The following is a 21,338-nucleotide window of genomic DNA, read 5'->3' as shown; positions in this document are numbered from 1 at the left end:
TCGGACGGAATGGTTGCGCGGGGCGGTCAGGGCATCCAGGGACGGGCGGACATCCACTCTCCCCGCGCCTTCGACCGCCAACACGCGTGCGAGGACGACCACAAGGGCTTCAGGGTCGGTGGGCGCATCAGATCGCTACACACTCCCACTCGGCTTAGCGGCTATCGACCGCCCGTGGCTGGACATACGCGCCGCCTACTCCCACTTCCCTTCCCACTCGGCTTAGCGGCCGCCAGCCGCATGTGGTTGGGCATACGCGCCAAACACGACCACCTCCCCTCCCGCCCGGCTTAGCGGGTGCCGGGTGCCGGGTGCCGGGTGTCTCTGGGGATCTGGAGGGGTGGTTGCGGTGGTGGGAGGATCGGGTCATGCCAAGTGAGTCGGATGAGATCGAGCTGAGCGAGAGCGAACTGCGTGAGATCACGGCTTACGCGGCCGATTGCGCGCGCAGGGTCCTGGCGGTCTTTGAGCAGGATGTTCCGGGCGACGCCCGGCCCCGCGAGGCAATTGAGGCCGCAGATGCTTTCGCTGGGGGCGGCCGGCGCACGGCTGCTTTGCGGCAGTGCGCGTGGGCGGCCTACAAGGCGGCGCAGGAAGCCGATTCGCCTGCGGCGATCGACGCGGCACGAGCGGCGAGCCATGCGGCCGGCGCCGCGTACCTGCACCCGAAGGCAAGTGCTCATCAGATCAAACACATCCTCGGCGCGGCAGCGCATGCGGCCCGCGCGGAAGGCCTGGCGTCCGGAGAGAGCGATCAGGTCGCTGCGCAGACCCTCGAATGGGCGCGCCATCACGCACCCCCAGCGGTCTCCCAAGTACTCGGCCGCATGCCCGCCCCACCCCCGGGAGGCGGGCAGGTGGGAGAGTTCATCCGCGAGCTCGACACCGCCCTGAGGTCGCCAGAGGACCAGATCAAGGCCTGGGGTCCTCTTACGACGCCCATTTCCCCCTCTGGATCCGAGGACTGATCGTCGGTCGCGCCAACCCGGGTGGGAGGGGGAGTGGCCGTGGGCGGCGTATGTCCAGCCACGGACGGTGGTCGGTCGCTATGCCGGGTGGGACGGGAAGTGGTCGTGTGCGGCGCGTATGTCCAGCCACAGACGGTCGGTAGCCGCTAAGCCGAGAGAGACTGTGTAGCGATCCGATGCGTCTCGACGTCGCGGGGAGGGTGTGCGGCCGCCCGTCCCTGGATGCCCTGACTGCCCCGCGCCCCCATTCCGTCCGGCAAGACCATCCCGTCCGTCCGTGGTCCGGCTGACCGGCAGGAAGGGGCATGGGGCTGTCCAGTCCGCCCGCCCCTCCCCATTCCTCCCCCCGGCCATTCCCCGGGGGGTTCCCGGGAGTCTTGTGTTGTTCCGGGACGGGTTGGTCGGTCAAGGGTGGCCGGAGGCCATCGCGTAGCGACGCGACCGCAGGGAGCGCCCTTGAGGGACCGGCCCGGCACGGAATGACACTGGACTGCCGGGACGCCCCCCGGAACTCGTCAAAGTCACCGCCCACCCCGCAGCCCAAACCACCCCCGACCCCACCAACTCCCCAACTCCACCCCCACCCCCACCCCCTACCCCGCCTGCAGTGCCAGCGTCGGTGACAGTCCCGCCGCGCGGACCGCCGGGTAGAGGCCCGCCACCGTGCCGATGGCCAGGGTGGCTGCGAAGCCGCCTGTGACGGCCCAGAGGGGGACTACCCAGGGGAGGTCGCCGGCTTGGGCGTAGACCGCCGTGGCTGCGCCGCCCAGGATGATGCCGGCGAGGCCGCCCAGGCCTGACAGGAGCAGGGACTCCGTGACGAACTGGATGCGGATCTGGCCCTTCGTGGCGCCGAGCGAGCGGCGCAGGCCGATCTCGTGGCGGCGTTCCAGTACCGAGATGATCATGGTGTTGGCGACCCCGACTCCGCCCACCAGCAGGGCGATCCCGCCCAGGCCCAGGAGGAGGGTGCTGAAGGCTCCCTCGGTGGCGGCCTTGGCCTGCAGGGCTGCCGACGGGTCCGTGACCGCGACCGTGCTCGGGCTCTGAGGGTTGGCCGCCTTGGCGATGAGGCCGCGGACCTCCTGTACGCGGTCGTCCGCGGAGCGTTCGTAGAGGGAAGTGGGGTGGCCGTCGAAGCCCAGCAGGCTCTGTGCGGCATCCCAGCCGATCAGCGCCGCGCGCTCGATCTCCGGTGCCAGCGGGATGGGGTCCAGGATGCCGATGACGGTGAAGTACTGCCCGCCGATGAAGACCTGTCCGCCCGGCGCGGTGATGCCCAGGCGCTCCGCGGAGACGTGCCCGAGGACCACGGACGGGTAGCGGCCCGTCGCGTCGTTGAGCCAGCTGCCGCTGCCCATCCGGGCCCGCAGGGTCTTGAGGAGGTCGTCCTTGGCGGCCTTGAGGGCGATGCCGCTGGTCTCCTCCTTCGGGATGTTCTCGCTGCGGCGGACCGTCTCCTTCACGTCCCCCGTCGCGCCGACCGATTCGACCCCGTCGAGCCGGGCGATCATGCCCGGGGCGTCGGGGGACAGCTTGGTGTCCTGTCCCGAGAACATCGGCGGGCTGGGGGTCGCGACCATCATGTTCGTGCCGAGCTTGTCCAGCTCCTCGAGCAGCTTGGCCTGGCTGGACGAGGAGATGCCGACCACCGCGATCATCGTCGCGATGCCGATCGCGATCCCGAGCGCGGACAGGAACACGCGCATGGGCCGGGAGCGCAGCCCCGCCGAGCCCACGTGGAAGACGTCGCGGGGGCCCAGGCGGGGCGGAGACAGCTTGCGGGCCTTCGCGCGGGCGGCGCGGGCCTCCGTACGGGAACCCATCACGCCACCCCCAGAGCGTCGGCGTTCCACACGTCCGCCACGATCTCGCCGTCGCGGATGCGGATCTGCCGGGGCAGGCTCGCCGCGATCTCGTTGTCGTGGGTGATCACGGCGATGGTGGCCCCGTCCTGGTTGAGCTCGTGCAGCAGTTCCAGCACCGACTCGCCGGACGCCGTGTCGAGCGCGCCCGTGGGCTCGTCGGCGAGCAGCAGGTCGGGTTCTCCCGCGACGGCGCGGGCGATCGCCACGCGCTGTTTCTGCCCGCCGGACAGTTCGTGGGGCCGGTGGTCCATGCGGTCGCCGAGGCCTACGCGCTGCAGGGCGCGTTCCGCCCGGCGGCCGCGTTCGGCCCGGGAGAGGCCGGAGTAGAGCAGGCCCTCGGCGACGTTGGCCCGGGCGCTGATGCCCGGTACGAGGTGGAAGGACTGGAACACGAAGCCGACGTGGCGCGAGCGCAGGGCCGACAGGGCGCGGTCGGAGAGGCTCGCGATGTCGTACCCGGCGATGGCGACGCGGCCGGCGGTCGGGCGGTCCAGGGTTCCCACGATGTGCAGCAGGGTGGACTTTCCCGAGCCCGAGGGGCCGACGATGGCGAGGAGTTCGCCGTTCATGATGGTGAGGTCGACGCCGCGCAGGGCCGCGACCCCGCCGGGGTACTCCTTGGTGACGCCGGCCAGCTCGACGACGGCGTGGGCGTGCCGGGCGTCGGGGATCGCGGGGTCGGTCGAGGGGCCGATCACGGGCCCGTCCGTGGGCTCGCTCATGACTTGGGGACTCCCACTTGCATGCCCTCCTTGAGGGCGTCCCCCTTCACCTCGACCCGGCCCTTGCCGAACATGCCGAGCTCGACCTTGACCTCGCGCACCGCGCCGTCCTCGACGACCTGGACTCCGAAGCCGCCTTCCGCGAGGGCGAGGAGGGCGTTGACGGGGACGGAGAGCACGCCCTTGCGGGTCTCGCCGGTCAGGTTCACCGTGACCGGGGACTGGTCCGGGCCCTTGGCCTCGGCCGCGTTGTCGAGGGTGACATCGACCTGGACCTTCGGCTTCTTCTCGCCGCCGCCGCCCGCGCCCCCCGAGGGCGGGTCGTCGGGGTTGGCGGTGCTGCCCACCGACTCGATCTTGCCGTTGGCCGTGCCGCCGCCCGGCAGGCTCACGGTCACCTGGTCGCCGACCTTGGCCGCGCCCGCCTTGGCCACGTCCAGCTGGAACCGGACCATCCGCTCGGTGCCGGTCAGGGTCAGCACGGGCTTGCCGGAGGCCGCCTCGTCGCCGACGGCCATGTCGTTCTTCTGCACCCGCTGCGGTCCGGAGGCGAAGGCGATGTCGTCCTTGCCGACCTCGCCGGTCTCCTTCATCTTGTGGGACTTCTGCCAGCGCTTGACGCCGGTGGCGGTGCCCGCGGTGAAGGTGCCGTCCGAAGGGTCGAGGCCGGTTCCGAAGCCGAGGGCCTGGAGATTGCGCTTGAGCTGCTCGACGTCCTCGCCCTTGTCCCCGGACTTCATGGTCCGGTACATGGGGGTGGTGCCGTACATCAGGCGCACCGGCTTGCCGTTGACCTCGTAGAGCTTGCCGTCGCGCTCCACGGCGGAGCCGGCGGGCGCCACCCAGGTCAGGGTCGCGGAGCCGGCCCCGGCGCCCGCTCCGGCGCCCGCCCCGTCCGCGCCGGGGGAGCCCGCGCCACCGCCTGTACCGCCGGATCCCCCCGTACCGCCGACTCCCACCGCGTTGAGCTTGTGCTCCTTGTCGTACCCGAGCGTCCCGTCCATCTGGAATCCGGAGCTCAGATCGCCGAGCGTCACCGGTGTCGTCGCCGGGGGCAGTCCGTTCGCCCGTTCCCGGGCCGTGTCCTTGCCGTCCGTGCCGACCTGGGCGACCACCGCGTATCCGCCGCCCGAGACGGCGAGTACGGCGGCCACGGACGCCAGCAGCCATTTCCCGCGGCGGCTCATTCGCTGCTGCACTTGTTCAGCTGGTCCATGAAGGCCTGCTGGTCAACGCCCTCGGGTATCTGGTTGGCGCTCATCATGCCGCCGTTGAACTCCGGGTCCTTCATGTCGAAGCCCTTGTCCCGCATGCACTTGGCGGTCTTCAGCGCCTTGTCCTTGTCCGCCTGGGACACCTCGCCGCCGGACCCGGGGGCCTTGATCCCGCACTTGTCGTAGGCCTTCTTCAGCACCTCGGAGTCACCGCCGGCCCCCAGCGTCATTCCGCGCGGGTCCTCTCCGGGCTTCGGGTCGGGCGCGTCCACGCCGTTGTCGCGCAGGCATTTGCGCGTCTTGAGGGCCGCGTCGAGGTCCGCGCCGCTGGGTCCGCCGCCGCTCCCGCCGGCCGAGCTGGAGGAGTCCTTCTTCTCGTCCTTCTTGCCGTCGGAGCTGTCGGCGCCGCCCGTGCACGCGGTGACGAAGAGGGTCAGGCCGGTGAGCAGCGCGGCCGTGGTCATGGTCGTGGATCGCTTCATGCGCCAGAGCGTGCGCGGAGAGGGGGTTTCGTTTCTCTAACGGCTCGTGCTTACAACGGCGAAATGTTCCTCTCGGGTAAAGAGGACGGCATGCGAGTTCTGGTGGTGGAGGACGAGGAGTTCCTGCGCGAAATGATCGCCGAAGGGCTGCGGCGCGACGCGTTGGCCGTGGACGAGGCGGGCGACGGCCTGGAGGCACTGCGGCGTCTGCGCCTGGGCGCGTACGACGTCCTGGTCCTCGACCGCGATTTGCCCGGCCTGCACGGCGACGAGGTCTGCCGCCAGGTGGTGCGGGAGCGGCTGCTGACCCGGGTCCTGATGCTGACGGCGTCCGGGACGGTACGGGACCGGGTGGAGGGGCTCGGCCTCGGCGCCGACGACTACCTCACCAAACCCTTCGCCTACGACGAGCTCCTCGCCCGGGTTCTGGCGCTGGGGCGGCGCGTCCAGCCCGCCCTGCCGCCCGTACTGGAGCGCTCCGGTGTCGCCCTGGACACCGCGCGGCGCAGCGCCGGCCGGGACGGGCGCAGGCTGGCCCTGTCGCCGAAGGAGTTCGCGGTGCTGGAGGCGCTGCTGCGGGCGGAGGGGGCGGTGCTGAGCAATGACGACCTGATCGAGCAGGTGTGGGAGGAGGACACCTCCTACAGCACCAACGCGGTACGGGTCACCCTCAGCAAGCTGCGGGCCAAGCTGGGGGAGCCACCGCTGATCGAAACGGTGCCGGGGGCGGGCTATCGGATCGGTGATCCGCGATGAGAGCAGTGCTCCGATCCGAGCGTGCCCGTCTCACGGCCCTCTACGGCTCGCTGCTCCTCCTGGCGGGCGGCGGCCTCATCACCCTGATCAACGTCCTCCTCCGCAACGGCCTCTACGCACGCATCAGCGGAGCGGTCACCTCCACGGTGGTCCTGAAGCCGGGCGAAGAACTGAACGAGGGCGAGAAGGTCGAGGCCGTCCCCGCCCAGACACTGCCGCCCGGCATGGCGCCGACCCAGGAACAGCTGGACCAGTGGCAGGCCACCCGGAGCCTTTCCACCGCCGTCGAACGCGCCACGGTCCAGGAACTCCTCACCGTCTCCGTCATCGCCCTCGCCGCCTTCGCCGTCCTGTCCATCTGGCTCGCCTGGTGGATGGCCGGCCGGGTCCTGCGCCCCGTAGCCGTGATCACCGAGACGGCCCGCCTGTCCGGTGCCACCCTCCACGAGCGGATCGGCCTCCAGGCCCCGCCCGGCGAACTCAAGCGGCTGGCCGACACCTTCGACGGGATGCTCGACCGGATGGAGGACCTGGTCGGTGCGCAGCGCCGGTTCGCCGCGAACGCCGCCCACGAGCTGCGCACCCCGCTCGCCGTGCAGCGGGCGGCCGCCGAGATCGGGCTCGCGGGGGATCCGCCGCCGGAGAAGGTGGCCCGGATCCGCTCCAAGCTCATCGAGGTCGCGGCCTCCAGCCAGCACCTCGTCGAGTCGCTGCTCCTGCTGGCCGTCTCGGAGGAGGGCCTGGAAGCCGCGGAACCGGTGGACCTGGCGGCGATCGCGGCCGTCGAACTGGAGGCCATCGGGGCGACGGCCCCTCAGGACCTCACGGTCGTACGGGACCTCGAGCCGCTGAGCGTCACGGGCGACCGGACCCTCCTCGGCCACCTCGTACGGAACCTGCTGGCCAATGCCGTACGTCACAACCGTGCGGGCGGCCGCCTGGAGGTGGCGACCTCCACCGACGGGGTCCTGACGGTTTCCAACACGGGCCCGGTGATCGATCCGCAGGATGTGCCGAGGCTGCTGGAGCCGTTCCGGCGGCGGGCCGAACGGCAGCACACCGCAGGTGAGGGGGCCGGGTTGGGCCTCTCGATCGTCTCGTCGATCACCCGGGCGCACGGCGCGGAGCTGACGGCGCGGGCCAACCCGGCGCCGGGCGGCGGGCTGACGCTCCGGGTCTGGTTCCCGGATGCGCCACCGGGTGAGGAAACGCCCGGCGTTTGACCGGTGAACCAAAATGAAGATCGGCTGTGTACGGTCGGGTCAATGAGCAAGCACGCCCGAGCCGGCTCCCGCGCGCCCCGTCCGTCCCGCACCCCCGGTGCGTCCCGCCCGACCCGGCGCAACCGCGCCGCCGGTGCGCGGCGCGCCGACCGCGCATCCCGCGGTTCGCGCCCCGTCGCCTTCGCAGCCGTCCTCGGGCTGCTCGGCTTCGGTGCCGGCTGGCTGTACCTCGCCCAGGACCCCCCGGCCAACGCCGCGTCCCTGGCCGCCGCCGACGCCCGGCCGAAGGCCGCCGAGCGGGCCGCGCGGGGAGTCGAGCGCGACCCCTTCCAGGGTCTGCCCGAGGTCAGCGAACAGACCCGCGCGAAGATCCCCGCGGACTCCCGCCAGCTGATCCTGGTCACCGGCAAGGCGAGGGATTCCTCGGACTCCACGGCCGCCCTGTACACCCGTCCGGCGGCCGGGGCCGACTGGGCGAAGAGCGACAGCTGGCCCGCGCGCAACGGCGCCAAGGGCTGGTCCACGGAGCGCACCTACGGGGACCTGACCTCCCCCGAGGGCGTGTACCCGCTCACCGACGCGGGCGGGCTGCTGCCGAAGCCGCCGGGCACGAAGTTCCCGTACGACCGGAACGCCTCCTTCGTGGCCTCGGGCCTCGGGGTCAACGGCGAGTCGCTGCGCGGCTCCTTCGACTATGTCGTGGCCATCGACTTCAACCGCAAGACGGGTGTCAGCCCGCTGGACCCGACGAAGCCGGAGGGCGAGGAGAAGGGTGGCAACATCTGGCTCCACGTGGACCACGACGGTCCTTCTCAGGGCTGCGTGGGCATCCCGAAGGCCGCGATGCAGAAGGTCCTGGCGACCCTCGACCCGGCGGCCAAGCCGGTCATCGTGATGGGGCCGCAGGGCTTCTGACGGACCCGTCCGCCGCCGGGTCCACACCGGCCGGGTCCGCTCCCGCCGGATCCGCCCCCGCCCGTTCCGCCCCCGCCGGGTCGCGGGCCAGCAGGGCGATGTAGGCCAGGTCGAAGACGGCGCACAGCAGCCCCAGCCCGAGGATGAACGGCACGTCCTCGACGACCCCGAACAGGAAGGTCGGCGCGAGCGTGCCGATCCATTTGGCCACGGCGATGACGAGGGACTGCCCCTGTCGGCCGCGCCGGCTCGCGTAGAGGGCGATGAAGAGGCCGGACATCAGCAGGTTCTGCAGGAACGCCGAGTAGCGGGACGCGTCGTGCGTGCCGAGGTGGGCGAGGAAGAGCCACTGCACGGCGAAGGCACATCCGAAGACGAGCACGCTCCAGAGCGCGAACAGCGGCCGGGTCACGAAGCCGGGCAGCTCGGCCCGCCCCCAGCGCAGGTACGTGTACACGATGACGATGTCGGCGACGGCCCACACCACGTTGACGACGCCCTGGGCCGAGAACCCGGTGCGGAACTCGTTGACGGCGTAAGTCGACTCCCACGCGAAGTTCAGCGCGAGGGCCGCGACCGGCATCGCGTACGTCCGGTCCCGCAGCCCCACCCGGATCGCCTCGACGTACACGACGGTCCACGCCACCCCGCTGACCAGGGTCAGAAACAGATCCACGGGCGGCACCCTAGCGGTCGGCCCGCGCTCGCACATCCCCTCGCGCTCCGCCTTCCGCGGCTCCGCCGGCAGAGCCCGATGGCGGCGGCCCGCGGGCCCCGGCGGAAGGGGCCATGGCTATGATCCAGGCACTCGAACCCGCGTTCCAGAGGGGGGCCGGCTTCTGCGGGCCTGTGTGAACGCGGCTGTTCCACTTACATTCGGGGGATTCCGTGCACCTTTCCGTTCCGCGCGCCGTCCGCGGTGCGCTCGTCGCCGCCGCCACAGCACTCGCCACCACCGCCGGCCTGCTCGGCGCCGCCTCGTCCGCCCAGGCGGCCGGCGGATACGACCGCTGCCCCTGGGGCCAGGTCTGCGTGTTCAGCGGGCCCGTCGGCACCGGCGACATGAAGATCGTCAAGAACAGCCTGGCCCGCCTCGGCACCTGGGACAACCGCATAAGCTCGCTCGCCAACTACAGCGACTACACGGTGTGCGTCAGCGCCCAGCCCGACTACGACTGGCAGACCGCCACTCACTATTACAGCGGCCAGGTGTCCTTCGACGAGAGCCAGCGCCCGGACCTGGACGACGCCATCAGCTCGGTGGAGCTCCTGCCGGACGCGGAGGACTGCGGCAGCTTCGCCACCTACCCGTGGTGGTCGGGCGGCGAGCAGCCCCGGACGCGTCCCGCGCCCACGGAGGCCGTGTCCGCCTTCGGTGACTTCAATGGCGACGGCCGCACCGACCTGGTCGGCCGCAACCGGTACGGCGCGCTGTGGGTCGTGACCGCGGATGAGCACGCCGCCAATCACCGCCTCGGCGCCGGCTGGAACGAGAGATGACCCAGCTGCTGCGCCACGGCGACTACAACGCGGACGGCAAGGAAGACGTCTTCGCCCGCGACAAGGCCGGCGCCCTGTGGTTCTACCCGGGCACCGGCTCGGCCCTCGGTACACGAACGGGGCTCGGCGGCGGCTGGAACGGGATGCGGGACCTCGCTGCGGCCGGCGACCTCACCGGTGACGGCAAGCGGGACCTGCTCGCCGTCGACACCGCCGGTGCGCTGTGGATGTATCCCGGCAACGGCAAGGGCTCGTTCGGCACGCGCAAGAGCCTCGGTGGCGGCTGGCAAGTGATGAACGAGCTCGTCGGCGCGGGTGACATGAACTCCGACCACCTCTCCGACCTCGTAACCCGTGACACCTCCGGGCGGCTCTGGTTCTACCCGGGCAACGGCCGCGGCGCCTTCGGTGCGCGCAGCCTGATCGGTACCGGTGGCTGGAACGGTCTCAAAGAGCTGGCGGGTATCGGCGACTACAACGGCGACGGGCACCCCGATCTCCTGGCGCACTCGCACGTCTCCAACTACACCCGCCTGTACCCCGGAACGGGTGCGAAAGACGGCCGCATCGGCCCCGCGCGGGACGTCGGCAATGCCTCGGACGCGCACCTCGTGTTCTGATCCCGCGGCCCGGACCGCGGCCCCCGGTCCTTCCGGGCCGGGGGCCGGCCGCGCTGGTCTCACCACCCCTTCCCGTCCTCGCGCTTCGGACTTCGGTCCAGAACAGGCTGCCTTCCTCATGACCCGACCCGGTTCCCGATCCCGTTCCCTGCGTCGCGCACTCGCCGCGGCCGTCGCCGCGGCCGCCTCGATGGCCGCCCTGGTCACCGCCGCGCCCACCGCCGCCGCGGCCGACAACTCCGCGCGCTGCCCGGCGGGCAAGTTCTGCGTCTTCGCCGGCGACGACTTCACGGGCGAGATGAAGACCTTCTCGTCCCCCCAGGCCACGCTCGGCACCTGGGACAACAAGATTTCCTCGCTGGTCAACAACAGCGGCCTGTGGGCGACCATGCACCCGGACGTGAACTTCTCGGGTGACTACATCATCGTGAGCCCGCACAACGGGCCCAACGATCTCTCGGGCTCCATCATGGGCCGGTTCGACAACGTGATCAGCTCCATCCGGATGGCCACCACCAACTACGAGGTCACCCAGGGTGTCCCGTACATGGACTGGGTGGCCTGGCCCGACCAGCCGCGGCCCGCGCCGGTTCCGGCCGTCGCGAAATTTGCGGACCTCAACAACGACCGCGTAGCCGACCTGCTGGAGCGTGCCGACGACGGCCGCCTGTGGTTCCTGCCCGGCAAGAGGGACGCCCAGGGGCGTACGCAGGGCAAGTTCCTCGGTGGAGGCTGGAACGTCATGACCCAGCTCGTCCGCCACGGCGACTACAACTCGGACGGCAAGGAGGACATCTACGCCCGCGACAAGGCCGGCGTCCTGTGGTTCTACCCGGGCCTCGGTACCGGCGCCTTCGGTACGCGGCTGAGTCTGGGCGGCGGCTGGAACACCATGCGCGAGATCAGCGCGGCCGGCGACCTGACCGGTGACGGGCGCGGCGACCTGCTCGCCCGCGACACGGCCGGTGTGCTGTGGATGTACCCGGGCAACGGCTACGGATGGTTCGGTACGCGCAAGAACCTGGGCGGCGGCTGGAACACCATGAACCAGCTCGTCTCGCCGGGCGACCTGTCCGGCGACGGCCGGGCCGACCTCCTGGCGCGTGACGGCTCGCGACGACTGTGGCTCTACCCGGGCAACGGCGCCGGCAGTTTCGGCGCGCGCAAGCAGCTGCCGTTCGCCTGGCCGTCGGACGCCCCGATCGTGGCCACCGGTGATGCCACCGCCGACGGCATCAGCGACCTGCTGCGGCCCGTCGGCTGGAGCCAGGCCTTCGTCTACCCGGGCACCGGGACCGGCGGCCTGCGCGGCCCGGAGGCCAACATGTCCTGGGACACGGCCGAACGGGTTCGCGTCTTCTGACCCCGTGGACTGCGTTCCCGAGCTTTGAGACCCCGCGCCTCCAGGCGCGGGGTCGGACATCCCTCCGGGCCCGCCCGCCTTCCGCGGCTGCGGCACAGCTGTCCGGCTGACCCGCCGCGCAATATCGCTGGCTCGGCTTCGACGGCCGCCGAGTCGGCGGGCCCGCTCCTGGACTCGCAGTCCGTGATCAGCTCACGGAGCCGGTCCCGCTGCTGCCACCGCTGCCGCCGCTGGACGACCGTTTCGATGTAAGCGGACACACCGCCCCCGCCGGTGCGCGCCTCGAGCGCCCCAATTGTCTCTTCGCCCCCGGACCGGGCTGCCGGCTTCGCGCCAACCCCTTGCCTGACGAACCGTCAGCTACGACGATGGCCCCGCACCGATATGACGAATCGGCAGACGAGGACGAGGCGGGTACGGTCCATGGCGCGCGTGTTTCCGGAAGGTCGGCTGGTCTACGGGATGCAGCTCCCGATCCAGTCGCAGAGCACCATCTACGCCGAGCCCTGGGAGGCGACGGCCGGCGCGGCGGACCTCGCCGCGGTCGCCCGGGCCGCCGACCGGGCCGGCTTCGGCTACGTCGCCACCTGCGACCACGTGGCCATCCCGCGGCAGATGGCCGGCCCCATGAGCACCATCTGGTACGACCCGGTGGCCACCCTGTCCTTCCTGGCCGGGATCACCGAGAACGTACGGCTGCTGAGCCACGTCGCGATCCTGGGCCTGCGCCACCCGCTGCTCAGCGCCAAGCAGTACGCCACCGTCGACCACCTCTCCGGCGGCCGGCTGATCCTCGGCGTCGGCGCCGGGCACGTGCGCGAGGAGTTCGAGGTGCTCGGCGTGGACTTCGAGCGCCGCGGGGCCGTCCTCGACGAGACCCTCGACGCGCTGCGCGCCGCGCTCGGCCCCGAGGAGTACCCGGAGTTCGAGGGCGAGCTGTTCTCCTTCAAGGACCTCGGGCAGCTGCCCCGCCCCATCCAGGCCCGGATCCCCGTCTGGGTGGGCGGCTCCTCGCCCGCCGCCCTGCGCCGGGCCGCCGTGCGCGGCGACGGCTGGCTCCCGCAGGGAGACCCCCTCGACAAGCTCCCCGCGCAGATCGCCCGGATCAAGGAGCTTCGCGCCGAGGCCGGGGTGGCCGGGCCGCTGGAGTTCGGCGCGATCACCGCCCCGCTGTACGTGGGCGAGCCCGGCTGGGACACCGGCCGGCGGACCCTCACCGGTAAGGCCGAGTCGCTCGCCGAATCGCTGCGCGCGTACGGGGCGGCCGGCATCGACCAGATCCAGGTCCGCTTCCGCAACCGCGACCGGGCCGAACTCATCGACCAGATAACGGCTTTCGGGTCCGAAGTGGGCCCCCTCCTCAACGACTAGCCACTCGGGAGCAGCACATGGGCAAGCTGGACGGACGCGTCGTCATCATCACCGGTGCGGCGCGCGGTCAGGGCGAGCAGGAGGCCCGGCTCTTCGCCGCCGAGGGAGCCAAGGTGCTCCTGGGCGACGTACTGGACGAGCAGGGCGTGACGGTCGCCAAGGACATCGGCGAGGACCGGGCCCGGTACGTACGGATGGACGTGAGCCGGGAGGAGGACTGGGCGGCGGCCATCGAGGCGGCGAAGGAGGCCTTCGGCCCGGTCGACGGCCTGGTCAACAACGCGGGCATCCTGCGCTTCAACGAGCTGACCTCGACCCCGCTGGAGGAGTTCCAGCAGGTGGTCCAGGTCAACCAGGTCGGCGCCTTCCTCGGCATCAAATCGGTGGCCCCGGAGATCGAGGCGGCCGGCGGCGGCACGATCGTCAACACCTCCTCGTACACGGGCCTGACGGGCATGGCGTACGTGGGCGCCTACGCGGCGACCAAGGCGGCGATCCTCGGCCTGACCCGGGTGGCCGCGCTGGAGCTGGCCGCGAAGAACATCAGGGTCAACGCGATGTGCCCGGGGGCCGTGGACACCCCCATGGCCAACCCGGGGCTGCTGGACCCGGCGAACATGACCGACGAGGCCCGTGACGCCATGGCGGAGCTCTACAAGCGCGTGGTGCCGATGGGCCGGGTGGGGCAGCCCGAGGAGATAGCCAAGCTGGCGCTGTTCCTGACCAGCGAGGACTCCTCCTACATCACCGGCCAGCCCTTCGTGATCGACGGCGGCTGGATGGCCGGCGTCAGCATCCTCTAGCACCCCCCGGGTCAGATCTGATGGAGCGTCAGGTATTGACGCTCCGGCCTCCGCGATGGAACAGTCGTGACATCGAATCTGACGCAACGTCAGAAACAGAAGGACGGTGAATCCCCTTGGAATTCGGGCTCTTTGTGCAGGGATACGTGCCTGAGGCACGGTCCAAGGTCGACCCCGAGGCAGAGCACAAGGCGCTGATCGAGGAGACCGAGTACGTCATCCAGGCGGACAAGTCCGGGTTCAAGTACGCCTGGGCCTCCGAGCACCACTTCCTGGAGGAGTACTCGCACCTTTCGGCGAACGAGGTGTTCCTCGGGTACCTCGCCCACGCCACCGAGCGCATCCACCTCGGCTCCGGCATCTTCAACCCCCTCGCCCCGGTCAACCACCCGGTCAAGGTGGCCGAGAAGGTCGCCATGCTCGACCACCTCTCCAAGGGGCGCTTCGAGTTCGGCACCGGCCGCGGCGCCGGCAGCCACGAGATCCTCGGCTTCCTTCCCGGCATCGAGGACATGAACGGCACCAAGGAGATCTGGGAAGAGACCATCGCCGAGTTCCCCAAGATGTTCCTCCAGGAGGAGTACGAGGGGTTCCAGGGCAAGCACTGGTCGCTCCCGCCGCGCAAGATCTTCCCCAAGCCGTACGGCAAGGCCCACCCGGCCATGTGGTACGCCGCCGGCTCCCCCGCCTCGTACGCCATGGCCGCCAAGAAGGGCCTCGGAGTCCTCGGCTTCAGCGTCCAGAAGGTCTCGGACATGGCCTGGGTGCTGGACCAGTACAAGACCGCGATCCAGGAGGCGAAGGCCATCGGCGCCTTCGTCAACGACAACGTCATGGTCACCTCGACCGCGATCTGCGCCGAAACCCACGACAAGGCCGTCGAGATCGCCGTCAACGCGAACATGAACCGCTTCCAGTCGCTGGTCTTCCGCTACCACGACACCTTCCCGCGGCCCGAGATCATCCCCGAGTGGCCCGAGATCCTGCCCGAGTACAACGCGGAGATCGTCGAACTCCTCATCGAGGAAGAGCTGCTCATCTGCGGCGACCCCTCCGAGGTCCGCGCACAGTGCAAGCGCTGGGAGGATGCGGGCGCCGACCAGCTCTCCTTCGGTCTGCCGACCGGCGTCTCGCCCGAGGACACGATGACCAGCATCAAGCTCATCGGCGAGCACGTGATCCCGCACATCGACACCGACCCGGTGCACCGCACCACGCGCTTCCGCGAAGGCGCGTAGCCCGCGGGGGAACGGGGGCGGCGTCTTCCCGGACCACCGCCCCGCAACCGGCCCCGGCCGGAGGTCGTACGGAGGCCCGCGGCCCCCCGGACCCCCGACCGGGGTTCTCGGCCGTGCCGTCCCGCGATCACCGTGCGGCGCCGCTCCACGGGGGTCCGGCCCCCGGACCCCCGCGCCTCAAACGCCGGCGGGGATGGTTCTGGACGGCGGACGGCGAAATCCAGCCTCGCCGGCGTTTGAGGCGCGGGAGTCCGGGCGGAGCCCCGGGAAACGGTGGAAGGGCGGGTAGGGGACAGCCCCTCAGGGCACCGGCACACCGCACACGGAACTCCGCACCGGCAAGGAGAAGGGACGTCATGCTCGACCACCTCATCAAGGGGGCCACCGTCGTAGACGGCACCGGCACCCCCGCCCGCGTCGCAGACGTCGGCATCAGGGACGGCCGCATAGCCGTCATCGCCGCACCCGGCACCGTCACCGAAGAGGCCCGGACCACCGAGGACGCGACCGGCCTCGTCCTGACCCCCGGGTTCATCGACCCCCACACGCACTACGACGCCCAGCTCTTCTGGGACCCGTACGCGACCCCCTCCATGAACCACGGAGTGACCACCGTCGCGGGCGGCAACTGCGGATTCACCCTGGCCCCCCTCAACCCGGCCCGCCCCGAGGACGCCGACTACACCCGCCGCATGATGAGCAAGGTCGAGGGCATGGCCCTGGCCGCACTCGAAGAGGGCGTCGACTGGACCTGGTCCACCTTCGGCCAGTACCTCGACGCGCTCGACGGCCGCATCGCCGTCAACGCCGGCTTCATGGTCGGCCACTGCGCGCTGCGCCGGCACGTGATGGGCGAGGCCGCCGTCGGCGGCCAGCCCACCGAGGAGCAGATGCGGCAGATGCTCGACCTGTTCCACGACGCCATGAACGCCGGCGCCTGGGGCCTGTCGACCACCCAGTCCTCCACCCACTCCGACGGCTCCGGCGCCCCCGTCCCCTCCCGGCACGCCAAGCCCGAGGAGCTCCTCGCCCTCTCCCGGGCGGTCTCCGAACACGAGGGCACCCAGCTCGAAGCCATCGTCGCGGGCTGCCTCGACCAGTTCGCCGACGAGGAGATCGACCTCTTCGTCGAGATGAGCGCGGCCGCCGGACGGCCCCTGAACTGGAACGTGCTGACCATCGACGCCTCCGTACCCGAGCGGGTGCCGCGCCAGCTGATACCGAGCGAGCGCGCCCGCAAGGCCGGCGGCCGGATCGTCGCGCTGACGATGCCGATCCTGACCCCCATGAACATGTCGCTCGGCACGTTCTGCGCCCTCAACCTCATCCCCGGCTGGGGCGAGGTCCTCGCCCTGCCCGTCGCCGAGCGCATCGCGAAGCTGCGCGACGCCGACGTGCGCGCCGAGATACTGCGCTGCGCGGACAGCAAGGAGGCCGGGGTCTTCCGGCGCCTCGCCAACTTCGGGCGCTACGTCATCGGCGACACCTACAGCGAGGCGAACGAGGGCCTGTCCGGCCGCGTCGTCAACGACATCGCGGCCGAACGCGGCCAGGACGCCTTCCACTGCTTGGTGGAGATCTGCGCCAACGACGACCTGCGTACGGTGCTCTGGCCCATGCCGACCGACAACGACCCGGCCAGCTGGGCCCTGCGCGCGGAGACCTGGCAGCACGAGGACGTCATGCTCGGCGGCTCCGACGCCGGCGCCCACCTGGACCGCATGTGCGGGGCCCCGTACACGACCCGGTTCCTCGGGGACTGCCTGCGCGGCCGCAAGCTGGTGCCCCTGGAACAGGCGGTACGGATGCTCACGGACGACCCGGCCCAGCTGTTCGGGCTGCGCGAGCGCGGCCGGATCACCGAGGGCTTCCACGCGGACCTGGTGCTCTTCGACCCGGAGCGGATCGAGGCCGGACCGGCGACGCTCGTACACGACCTGCCCGGGGACAGCCCGCGGCTCGACGCGCGGGCGATCGGCATGGTCTCCGTACGCGTCAACGGCGTGGAAACCATCCGCGACGACGAGATCACGGGGGCGATCCCCGGGATCGTGCTCCGTTCGGGCCGTGACACGAGGACGGTGAGCACCAGGTGACCAGCGCGCAGAAGCTCTACATCGGCGGCGAGTGGGTCGAGCCGGCCGGCGGGCACTACGAGGTGGTCAACCCGGCGGACGAATCCGTCGTCGGGCTGGCCCCCGAGGCCTCGCGCGGCCAGGTCCAGGACGCGGCGCGCGCCGCGGCCGCCGCCTTCGAGAGCTGGTCCCGTACGAAGCCGGAGGAGCGGGCGGCGATCCTGGACCGGGCCGCCGACATCATCCAGCGGGAGTACGAGCCCTGGTCGGCGCTGGCCCAGGCCGAGACGGGAGCCCCCACCGGGATCGCGCGCGGGATGCAGGTCGGCGTCGGGGTGGCCCGCTTCCGCCGGTACGCGCGGGGCGCGCTGGAGCCGGTGGAGCGCGGGCTGCCGCCGCAGGTCACCGAAGCGGGCCCGATGGGGGCGGCCAGCGTGCTCGGCGCGCTGGAGGTGCGCCAGCCGGTCGGAGTCGTCACCTGCATCACCTCCTACAACAACCCGTGGGCCAATCCGGCGGGCAAGGTGGCCCCGGCGCTGGCCATGGGCAACACGGTCGTCGTCAAGCCGGCCCCGCAGGACCCGCTGTCGGTGTTCCGGATGGCGGACGCGCTGCACGAGGCCGGGGTCCCGGCGGGCGTGGTGAACGTGGTCTCAGGCAACTCCGTGGAGGTCGGCGAGGCAGCCGTGGACTCCCCGGACGTGGACATGGTGTCCTTCACCGGCTCCACGGGCGTCGGGCAGCGCATCGCCGAGGTCTGCGGCCGCACGATGAAGCGGCAGCTGATGGAGCTGGGCGGCAAGGGCGCGGCGATCGTCCTCGCGGACGCGGACCTGGACGCGGCAGTGATGGGGATCGGCACCACCTTCTCCTTCTACTCCGGGCAGATCTGCACGGCTCCGACCCGGGTGCTCGTCCACCGGTCGGTGTACGAGCAGCTGGTCGAGAAGCTGACGGGCTACCTGGCCTTCATGAAGGTCGGCGATCCGACGGTGCGGGGCACCGTGGTGGGCCCGGTCATCTCGGCGGCGCACCGGGACCGCGTGGAGTCGTACATCGAGCTGGGCCGCAAGGAGGGTGCCCGGATCGCCTTCGGCGGCGAGCGCCCGGTGGTGGGTACGCAGGGCAAGGGCTTCTACGTGGCTCCGACCCTGCTGGTCGATTGCACGAACGACATGCGCGTGGTCCGGGAGGAGATCTTCGGGCCGGTCGTCGTCGTCGTTCCCTTCGATGGAGCCGCCGGGGGTGAGGACGAGGCGGTGGCGCTGGCCAACGACAGCGACTTCGGCCTGATCAGCTACGTCTGGTCCGCGGACGCGGCGCGCGCCTTCCGGGTGGCGCGGCGGCTGCGGTCGGGCGGGGTCGGCGTCAACACCATCGGCCGGAACATGGAGGCGCCGTTCGGCGGCTTCAAGCGGTCCGGGGTGGGCCGGGACGTGGGCTCGTACGCGCTGCACGCCTACAGCGAGATGCAGTCGATCGTGTGGAGCTGACCGGCTGACCGACTGGCTGGCCGTCGGTAGGGAGTAAGGGGAGGGCCCGGGGCCGAGCCCCGGCCCCTCCCCTCGCTCCCGGCGGGTCACTCCTCCGAGAGGTAGTCCGTGAGGACGCAGCCCTTCACCAGGGCGGGCTCCTTGCTGTAGCCGCTCGGCGGGTTGAAGTCCGGGTGGCAGTTCAGCACGCGCATCCCGCTCCCCGGGCCGAGCATGGCGGCCATGACCTGGGAGCTCTGCGATCCGGACGCGAAGTCCTGGCCGATGACGGGGCCCATGTTGACGTTGGAGTGGGGGTGCTCGGCGTACTCCTTGTCGATGTCGGCCTTTATCGCGGCCTGGAACGTCTTCGGGTCCTTGATCATGAAGATCCCGGTCTCGTCCTCGTCGTTGCAGGTCCCGCGTTCGGTGACGGAGTACGTCTTCCCGTACTTGGCGTCCTCCTCGCTCTCCGAGTCGTCGCCCCCCGGGTTGACGTTGGTGCACCTGGTGTAGCCGCCGACGAGGCGCGCGGCCCCGGCCATGGAACCGGCCTTCGCCAGTCCCTTGAAGCCGGACTCCTGCTTCTTCTCGGGCATGGCGCCGCCGCCGAAGGCGGCGGGGAGCGAGCTGGGGTCGTCGCTTCCGCAGGCGGTGAGCGCGAACAGGAGTACGAGGGCTCCGGCCGTCGTGTGCAGTGGTGCGAGTCGCATGGTTTCCGGTCCCCCGATTGGATGATCTTGAGCTCGCGAGACTTTACAAGATCCCGACAAGGTCCCGGCGACGCGATCCGTCGCGGCGGGGGCGTCCGGGCCGGTCGTCCCGGGTTCCGGGCCGGGTTCACTGCCGGGTGGGCGGACGGCGCCCGGGTTCGGCGGGCCGGAAAATTGGCGTCGGAAAGTTTTGAACTGGACAAAACGGGCACAGCTGCGGTTTCCGCATTCCGGAAGTTTTGACTCATGGCCTGCGGAACGGCGAATAGATGCCCAAGCTAACCTTCCAATAGGGGCCCGTGAACTTCTGAGGCCTAGAAATTCAAGGTAATTGGGCCTGAGCGTTAGCGGACTTAAGTCCTCCGGATGTGGAAAACGCACCGTCTAACGTCCTGACTCATGACACAGCTGGACATTCGGCCCCAGGCCGTAGACACGGGAAGCGGAGCCACCCCCCGGGGTGGCTCCGATGGTGATGTCCGTGGGAAGGGCCTCGGGAAGGGCTCCGTCGGCCTCGTGGGAAGCGCCGTCATCGGCATCTCCACCGTCGCCCCCGTCTACTGCCTGACCTCGACCCTCGGCTCCACCGCCGGCGAGGTCGGCATACAGATGCCGGCCGTCTTCCTGGCCGGCTTCCTCCCGATGCTGCTGGTCGCCTTCGCGTACCGCGAGCTCAACAAGGCGATGCCGGACTGCGGTACCTCCTTCACCTGGACCGTGAAGGCCTTCGGGCCGCGGATCGGCTGGATGTGCGGCTGGGGCCTGGTGATCGCCACGATCATCGTGCTGTCCAACCTGGCCGGCGTCGCAACCTCCTACTTCTGGCTGCTGGCCGGCGAGATCACGAACAACCCGTCGATCTCCGCCCTGGACGACAACAAGCTCGTCCACATCACCACCTGCCTCACCCTGATCGCCGCCGCGACCGCCGTCAGCTACCGCGGCATGACCGCCACCAAGGGCGTCCAGTACGCCCTGGTCGGCCTCCAGCTCGCGGTGCTCGCCATCTTCGTCGCGATGGCCTTCCAGAAGGCCTCCGCGGGCACCTTCGACACCGGCCTGGACTTCTCCTGGCAGTGGATGAACCCCTTCGCGGTCGAGTCCATGGCGGCCTTCACCGCCGGACTCTCGCTCTCGATCTTCATGTACTGGGGCTGGGACGCCTGCCTGGCCACCAACGAGGAGACCACCGGCTCCGCGAAGACCCCCGGCCGCGCCTCGCTCATCGCGATGGTCGTCCTCGTCGGCTCGTACCTGGCCACCGGCATCGCCGCCCAGATGGCCGTCGGCTCCGGCACGGTCGGCTTCGGCCTCGGCAACCCGGAGACCTCCGACAACGTCTTCGCCGCCCTCGCCGGCCCGGTCATGGGCCCGGCGCTCGGCATCCTGCTCTTCGTCGCCGTCCTGGCCTCCGCTACGGCCTCCCTGCAGACCACCTTCATCCCGGTGGCCCGCACGGTCCTGGCCATGTCCACGTACGAGGCGCTGCCGCCCTCCTACGCCAAGGTCCACCCGAAGTTCAAGACCCCCGGCCGCGCCACCGTCATGGCGGGCGTCGCGACCGGCGTCTTCTACACCGTGATGACCCTGCTCAGCGAGAACGTCCTGACCGACACGATCTTCGCGCTCGGCCTGATGATCTGCTTCTACTACTCGCTGACGGCCTTCGCCTGCGCCTGGTACTTCCGCGGAGAGCTGCGCAACTCCACCCGCGACCTGTTCTTCAAGGGCGTCTTCCCGGTCCTGGGCGGCCTGCTCCTGGCGGCCGTCTTCTTCAAGACCCTGATCGACATGTGGAACCCGTCGTACGGCTCCGGCTCCACGGTCCTCGGCGTCGGCAGCGTCTTCATCATCGGCGTCGGCCTGCTGGCCCTCGGCCTGGTCGTCATGTTCGTCACCGAACGCCGCAGCCCGGCCTTCTTCCGCGGCCAGGTCCTGACGAAGTCCACCCCGTCCCTGGTGGTCCAGGACTGACCCCATCCCCCCCGGCGCCCCCGCGCCTCCGCCGTGTCATCCCCGTGGCCCCGGCCCGCCC

At 70.8% G+C, this 21,338-nt stretch carries 19 protein-coding genes; 13 read left to right on the top strand and 6 right to left on the bottom strand.

What is annotated here, in order from left to right; all coding sequences use genetic code 11:
* Positions 1-368: 368 nt before the first annotated feature.
* A complete protein-coding gene (locus tag OTB20_RS35720; protein ID WP_267824044.1) occupies positions 369-968 on the top strand; it encodes a putative immunity protein in 600 nt (199 codons plus the stop codon).
* Between the two features lie 593 nt (positions 969-1,561).
* Here OTB20_RS35720 and OTB20_RS35715 read toward each other — a convergent pair.
* Genes OTB20_RS35715 through OTB20_RS35700 form a run of 4 tightly spaced genes read right to left on the bottom strand, consistent with a single transcriptional unit; the run spans position 1,562 to position 5,254 of the window.
* On the bottom strand, positions 1,562-2,794 hold the full coding sequence (locus tag OTB20_RS35715) for an ABC transporter permease (RefSeq protein WP_267824042.1): 1,233 nt from the start codon (positions 2,792-2,794) through the stop codon (positions 1,562-1,564).
* Positions 2,794-3,558, bottom strand: coding sequence for an ABC transporter ATP-binding protein (locus OTB20_RS35710; protein ID WP_267824040.1), 765 nt, complete (start codon positions 3,556-3,558; stop codon positions 2,794-2,796). The genes OTB20_RS35715 and OTB20_RS35710 overlap by 1 nt, the downstream gene beginning before the upstream one ends.
* Complete coding sequence (locus tag OTB20_RS35705) at positions 3,555-4,745, bottom strand: peptidoglycan-binding protein (RefSeq protein ID WP_267824038.1); 1,191 nt, start codon at positions 4,743-4,745, stop codon at positions 3,555-3,557. The genes OTB20_RS35710 and OTB20_RS35705 overlap by 4 nt, the downstream gene beginning before the upstream one ends.
* Positions 4,742-5,254, bottom strand: a complete 513-nt coding sequence (locus OTB20_RS35700) for a hypothetical protein (protein ID WP_267824036.1) — start codon at positions 5,252-5,254, stop codon at positions 4,742-4,744. Before OTB20_RS35700 ends, OTB20_RS35705 begins: the two co-directional genes overlap by 4 nt.
* A gap of 90 nt (positions 5,255-5,344) precedes the next feature.
* Between OTB20_RS35700 and OTB20_RS35695 the strand changes: the two genes are divergently transcribed.
* From OTB20_RS35695 to OTB20_RS35685, 3 genes are read left to right on the top strand one after another with little or no spacing between them, the layout of a single operon-like run.
* Entirely contained in the window at positions 5,345-6,010 is a 666-nt protein-coding gene (locus OTB20_RS35695) for a response regulator transcription factor (protein ID WP_267824034.1), read from the top strand.
* Positions 6,007-7,233 (top strand): sensor histidine kinase, encoded by a 1,227-nt coding sequence (locus OTB20_RS35690; protein ID WP_267824032.1) that lies wholly within the window; start codon positions 6,007-6,009, stop codon positions 7,231-7,233. The genes OTB20_RS35695 and OTB20_RS35690 overlap by 4 nt, the downstream gene beginning before the upstream one ends.
* Before the next feature lie 42 nt (positions 7,234-7,275).
* On the top strand, positions 7,276-8,148 hold the full coding sequence (locus OTB20_RS35685) for a hypothetical protein (RefSeq protein WP_267824030.1): 873 nt from the start codon (positions 7,276-7,278) through the stop codon (positions 8,146-8,148).
* Here OTB20_RS35685 and OTB20_RS35680 read toward each other — a convergent pair.
* Positions 8,120-8,824 (bottom strand): hypothetical protein, encoded by a 705-nt coding sequence (locus OTB20_RS35680; RefSeq protein WP_267824028.1) that lies wholly within the window; start codon positions 8,822-8,824, stop codon positions 8,120-8,122. The two genes, OTB20_RS35685 and OTB20_RS35680, sit on opposite strands and share 29 nt — an antisense overlap.
* Before the next feature lie 212 nt (positions 8,825-9,036).
* Here OTB20_RS35680 and OTB20_RS35675 point away from each other — a divergent pair, with 212 nt between their 5' ends.
* From OTB20_RS35675 to OTB20_RS35640, 8 genes are all read left to right on the top strand, one after another.
* A complete protein-coding gene (locus OTB20_RS35675; protein WP_267824026.1) occupies positions 9,037-9,648 on the top strand; it encodes a peptidase inhibitor family I36 protein in 612 nt (203 codons plus the stop codon).
* Positions 9,645-10,268, top strand: a complete 624-nt coding sequence (locus OTB20_RS35670) for an FG-GAP repeat domain-containing protein (protein ID WP_267824024.1) — start codon at positions 9,645-9,647, stop codon at positions 10,266-10,268. Before OTB20_RS35675 ends, OTB20_RS35670 begins: the two co-directional genes overlap by 4 nt.
* Positions 10,269-10,386: 118 nt before the next feature.
* Positions 10,387-11,631 (top strand): FG-GAP-like repeat-containing protein, encoded by a 1,245-nt coding sequence (locus OTB20_RS35665; protein ID WP_267824022.1) that lies wholly within the window; start codon positions 10,387-10,389, stop codon positions 11,629-11,631.
* 423 nt (positions 11,632-12,054) lie between these two features.
* Positions 12,055-13,002 (top strand): LLM class F420-dependent oxidoreductase, encoded by a 948-nt coding sequence (locus tag OTB20_RS35660; protein ID WP_267824020.1) that lies wholly within the window; start codon positions 12,055-12,057, stop codon positions 13,000-13,002.
* A gap of 17 nt (positions 13,003-13,019) precedes the next feature.
* Entirely contained in the window at positions 13,020-13,805 is a 786-nt protein-coding gene (locus tag OTB20_RS35655; protein WP_267824018.1) for an SDR family NAD(P)-dependent oxidoreductase, read from the top strand.
* 116 nt (positions 13,806-13,921) lie between these two features.
* Positions 13,922-15,043, top strand: a complete 1,122-nt coding sequence (locus tag OTB20_RS35650; RefSeq protein ID WP_267824016.1) for an LLM class flavin-dependent oxidoreductase — start codon at positions 13,922-13,924, stop codon at positions 15,041-15,043.
* Between the two features lie 356 nt (positions 15,044-15,399).
* Positions 15,400-17,139, top strand: a complete 1,740-nt coding sequence (locus OTB20_RS35645) for an N-acyl-D-amino-acid deacylase family protein (RefSeq protein ID WP_267824014.1) — start codon at positions 15,400-15,402, stop codon at positions 17,137-17,139.
* Positions 17,136-18,611 (top strand): aldehyde dehydrogenase family protein, encoded by a 1,476-nt coding sequence (locus OTB20_RS35640; RefSeq protein ID WP_267824013.1) that lies wholly within the window; start codon positions 17,136-17,138, stop codon positions 18,609-18,611. Before OTB20_RS35645 ends, OTB20_RS35640 begins: the two co-directional genes overlap by 4 nt.
* Positions 18,612-18,697: 86 nt before the next feature.
* On the opposite strand, the gene OTB20_RS35635 is transcribed toward OTB20_RS35640, so the two are convergent.
* Entirely contained in the window at positions 18,698-19,303 is a 606-nt protein-coding gene (locus tag OTB20_RS35635) for a hypothetical protein (protein WP_267824011.1), read from the bottom strand.
* Between the two features lie 399 nt (positions 19,304-19,702).
* Here OTB20_RS35635 and OTB20_RS35630 point away from each other — a divergent pair, with 399 nt between their 5' ends.
* Positions 19,703-21,277 (top strand): APC family permease, encoded by a 1,575-nt coding sequence (locus tag OTB20_RS35630; RefSeq protein ID WP_267824009.1) that lies wholly within the window; start codon positions 19,703-19,705, stop codon positions 21,275-21,277.
* Positions 21,278-21,338: the final 61 nt, after the last annotated feature.

It is taken from the genome of Streptomyces sp. H27-H1, assembly GCF_026627445.1.
Lineage (GTDB): Bacteria > Actinomycetota > Actinomycetes > Streptomycetales > Streptomycetaceae > Streptomyces.
This window is presented reverse-complemented; position numbering and strand designations above follow the sequence as displayed.

Bases quoted from the DNA above. Each gene is read 5' to 3' on its own strand.
- OTB20_RS35695 (WP_267824034.1), top strand. From the start codon at position 5,345: ATGCGAGTTCTGGTGGTGGAGGACGAGGAGTTCCTGCGCGAAATGATC.
- OTB20_RS35655 (WP_267824018.1), top strand. From the start codon at position 13,020: ATGGGCAAGCTGGACGGACGCGTCGTCATCATCACCGGTGCGGCGCGC.
- OTB20_RS35665 (WP_267824022.1), top strand. From the start codon at position 10,387: ATGACCCGACCCGGTTCCCGATCCCGTTCCCTGCGTCGCGCACTCGCC.
- OTB20_RS35715 (WP_267824042.1), bottom strand. From the start codon at position 2,794: ATGGGTTCCCGTACGGAGGCCCGCGCCGCCCGCGCGAAGGCCCGCAAG.
- OTB20_RS35635 (WP_267824011.1), bottom strand. From the start codon at position 19,303: ATGCGACTCGCACCACTGCACACGACGGCCGGAGCCCTCGTACTCCTG.
- OTB20_RS35630 (WP_267824009.1), top strand. From the start codon at position 19,703: ATGACACAGCTGGACATTCGGCCCCAGGCCGTAGACACGGGAAGCGGA.
- OTB20_RS35690 (WP_267824032.1), top strand. From the start codon at position 6,007: ATGAGAGCAGTGCTCCGATCCGAGCGTGCCCGTCTCACGGCCCTCTAC.
- OTB20_RS35710 (WP_267824040.1), bottom strand. From the start codon at position 3,558: ATGAGCGAGCCCACGGACGGGCCCGTGATCGGCCCCTCGACCGACCCC.
- OTB20_RS35705 (WP_267824038.1), bottom strand. From the start codon at position 4,745: ATGAGCCGCCGCGGGAAATGGCTGCTGGCGTCCGTGGCCGCCGTACTC.
- OTB20_RS35645 (WP_267824014.1), top strand. From the start codon at position 15,400: ATGCTCGACCACCTCATCAAGGGGGCCACCGTCGTAGACGGCACCGGC.
- OTB20_RS35720 (WP_267824044.1), top strand. From the start codon at position 369: ATGCCAAGTGAGTCGGATGAGATCGAGCTGAGCGAGAGCGAACTGCGT.
- OTB20_RS35670 (WP_267824024.1), top strand. From the start codon at position 9,645: ATGACCCAGCTGCTGCGCCACGGCGACTACAACGCGGACGGCAAGGAA.
- OTB20_RS35685 (WP_267824030.1), top strand. From the start codon at position 7,276: ATGAGCAAGCACGCCCGAGCCGGCTCCCGCGCGCCCCGTCCGTCCCGC.
- OTB20_RS35660 (WP_267824020.1), top strand. From the start codon at position 12,055: ATGGCGCGCGTGTTTCCGGAAGGTCGGCTGGTCTACGGGATGCAGCTC.
- OTB20_RS35700 (WP_267824036.1), bottom strand. From the start codon at position 5,254: ATGAAGCGATCCACGACCATGACCACGGCCGCGCTGCTCACCGGCCTG.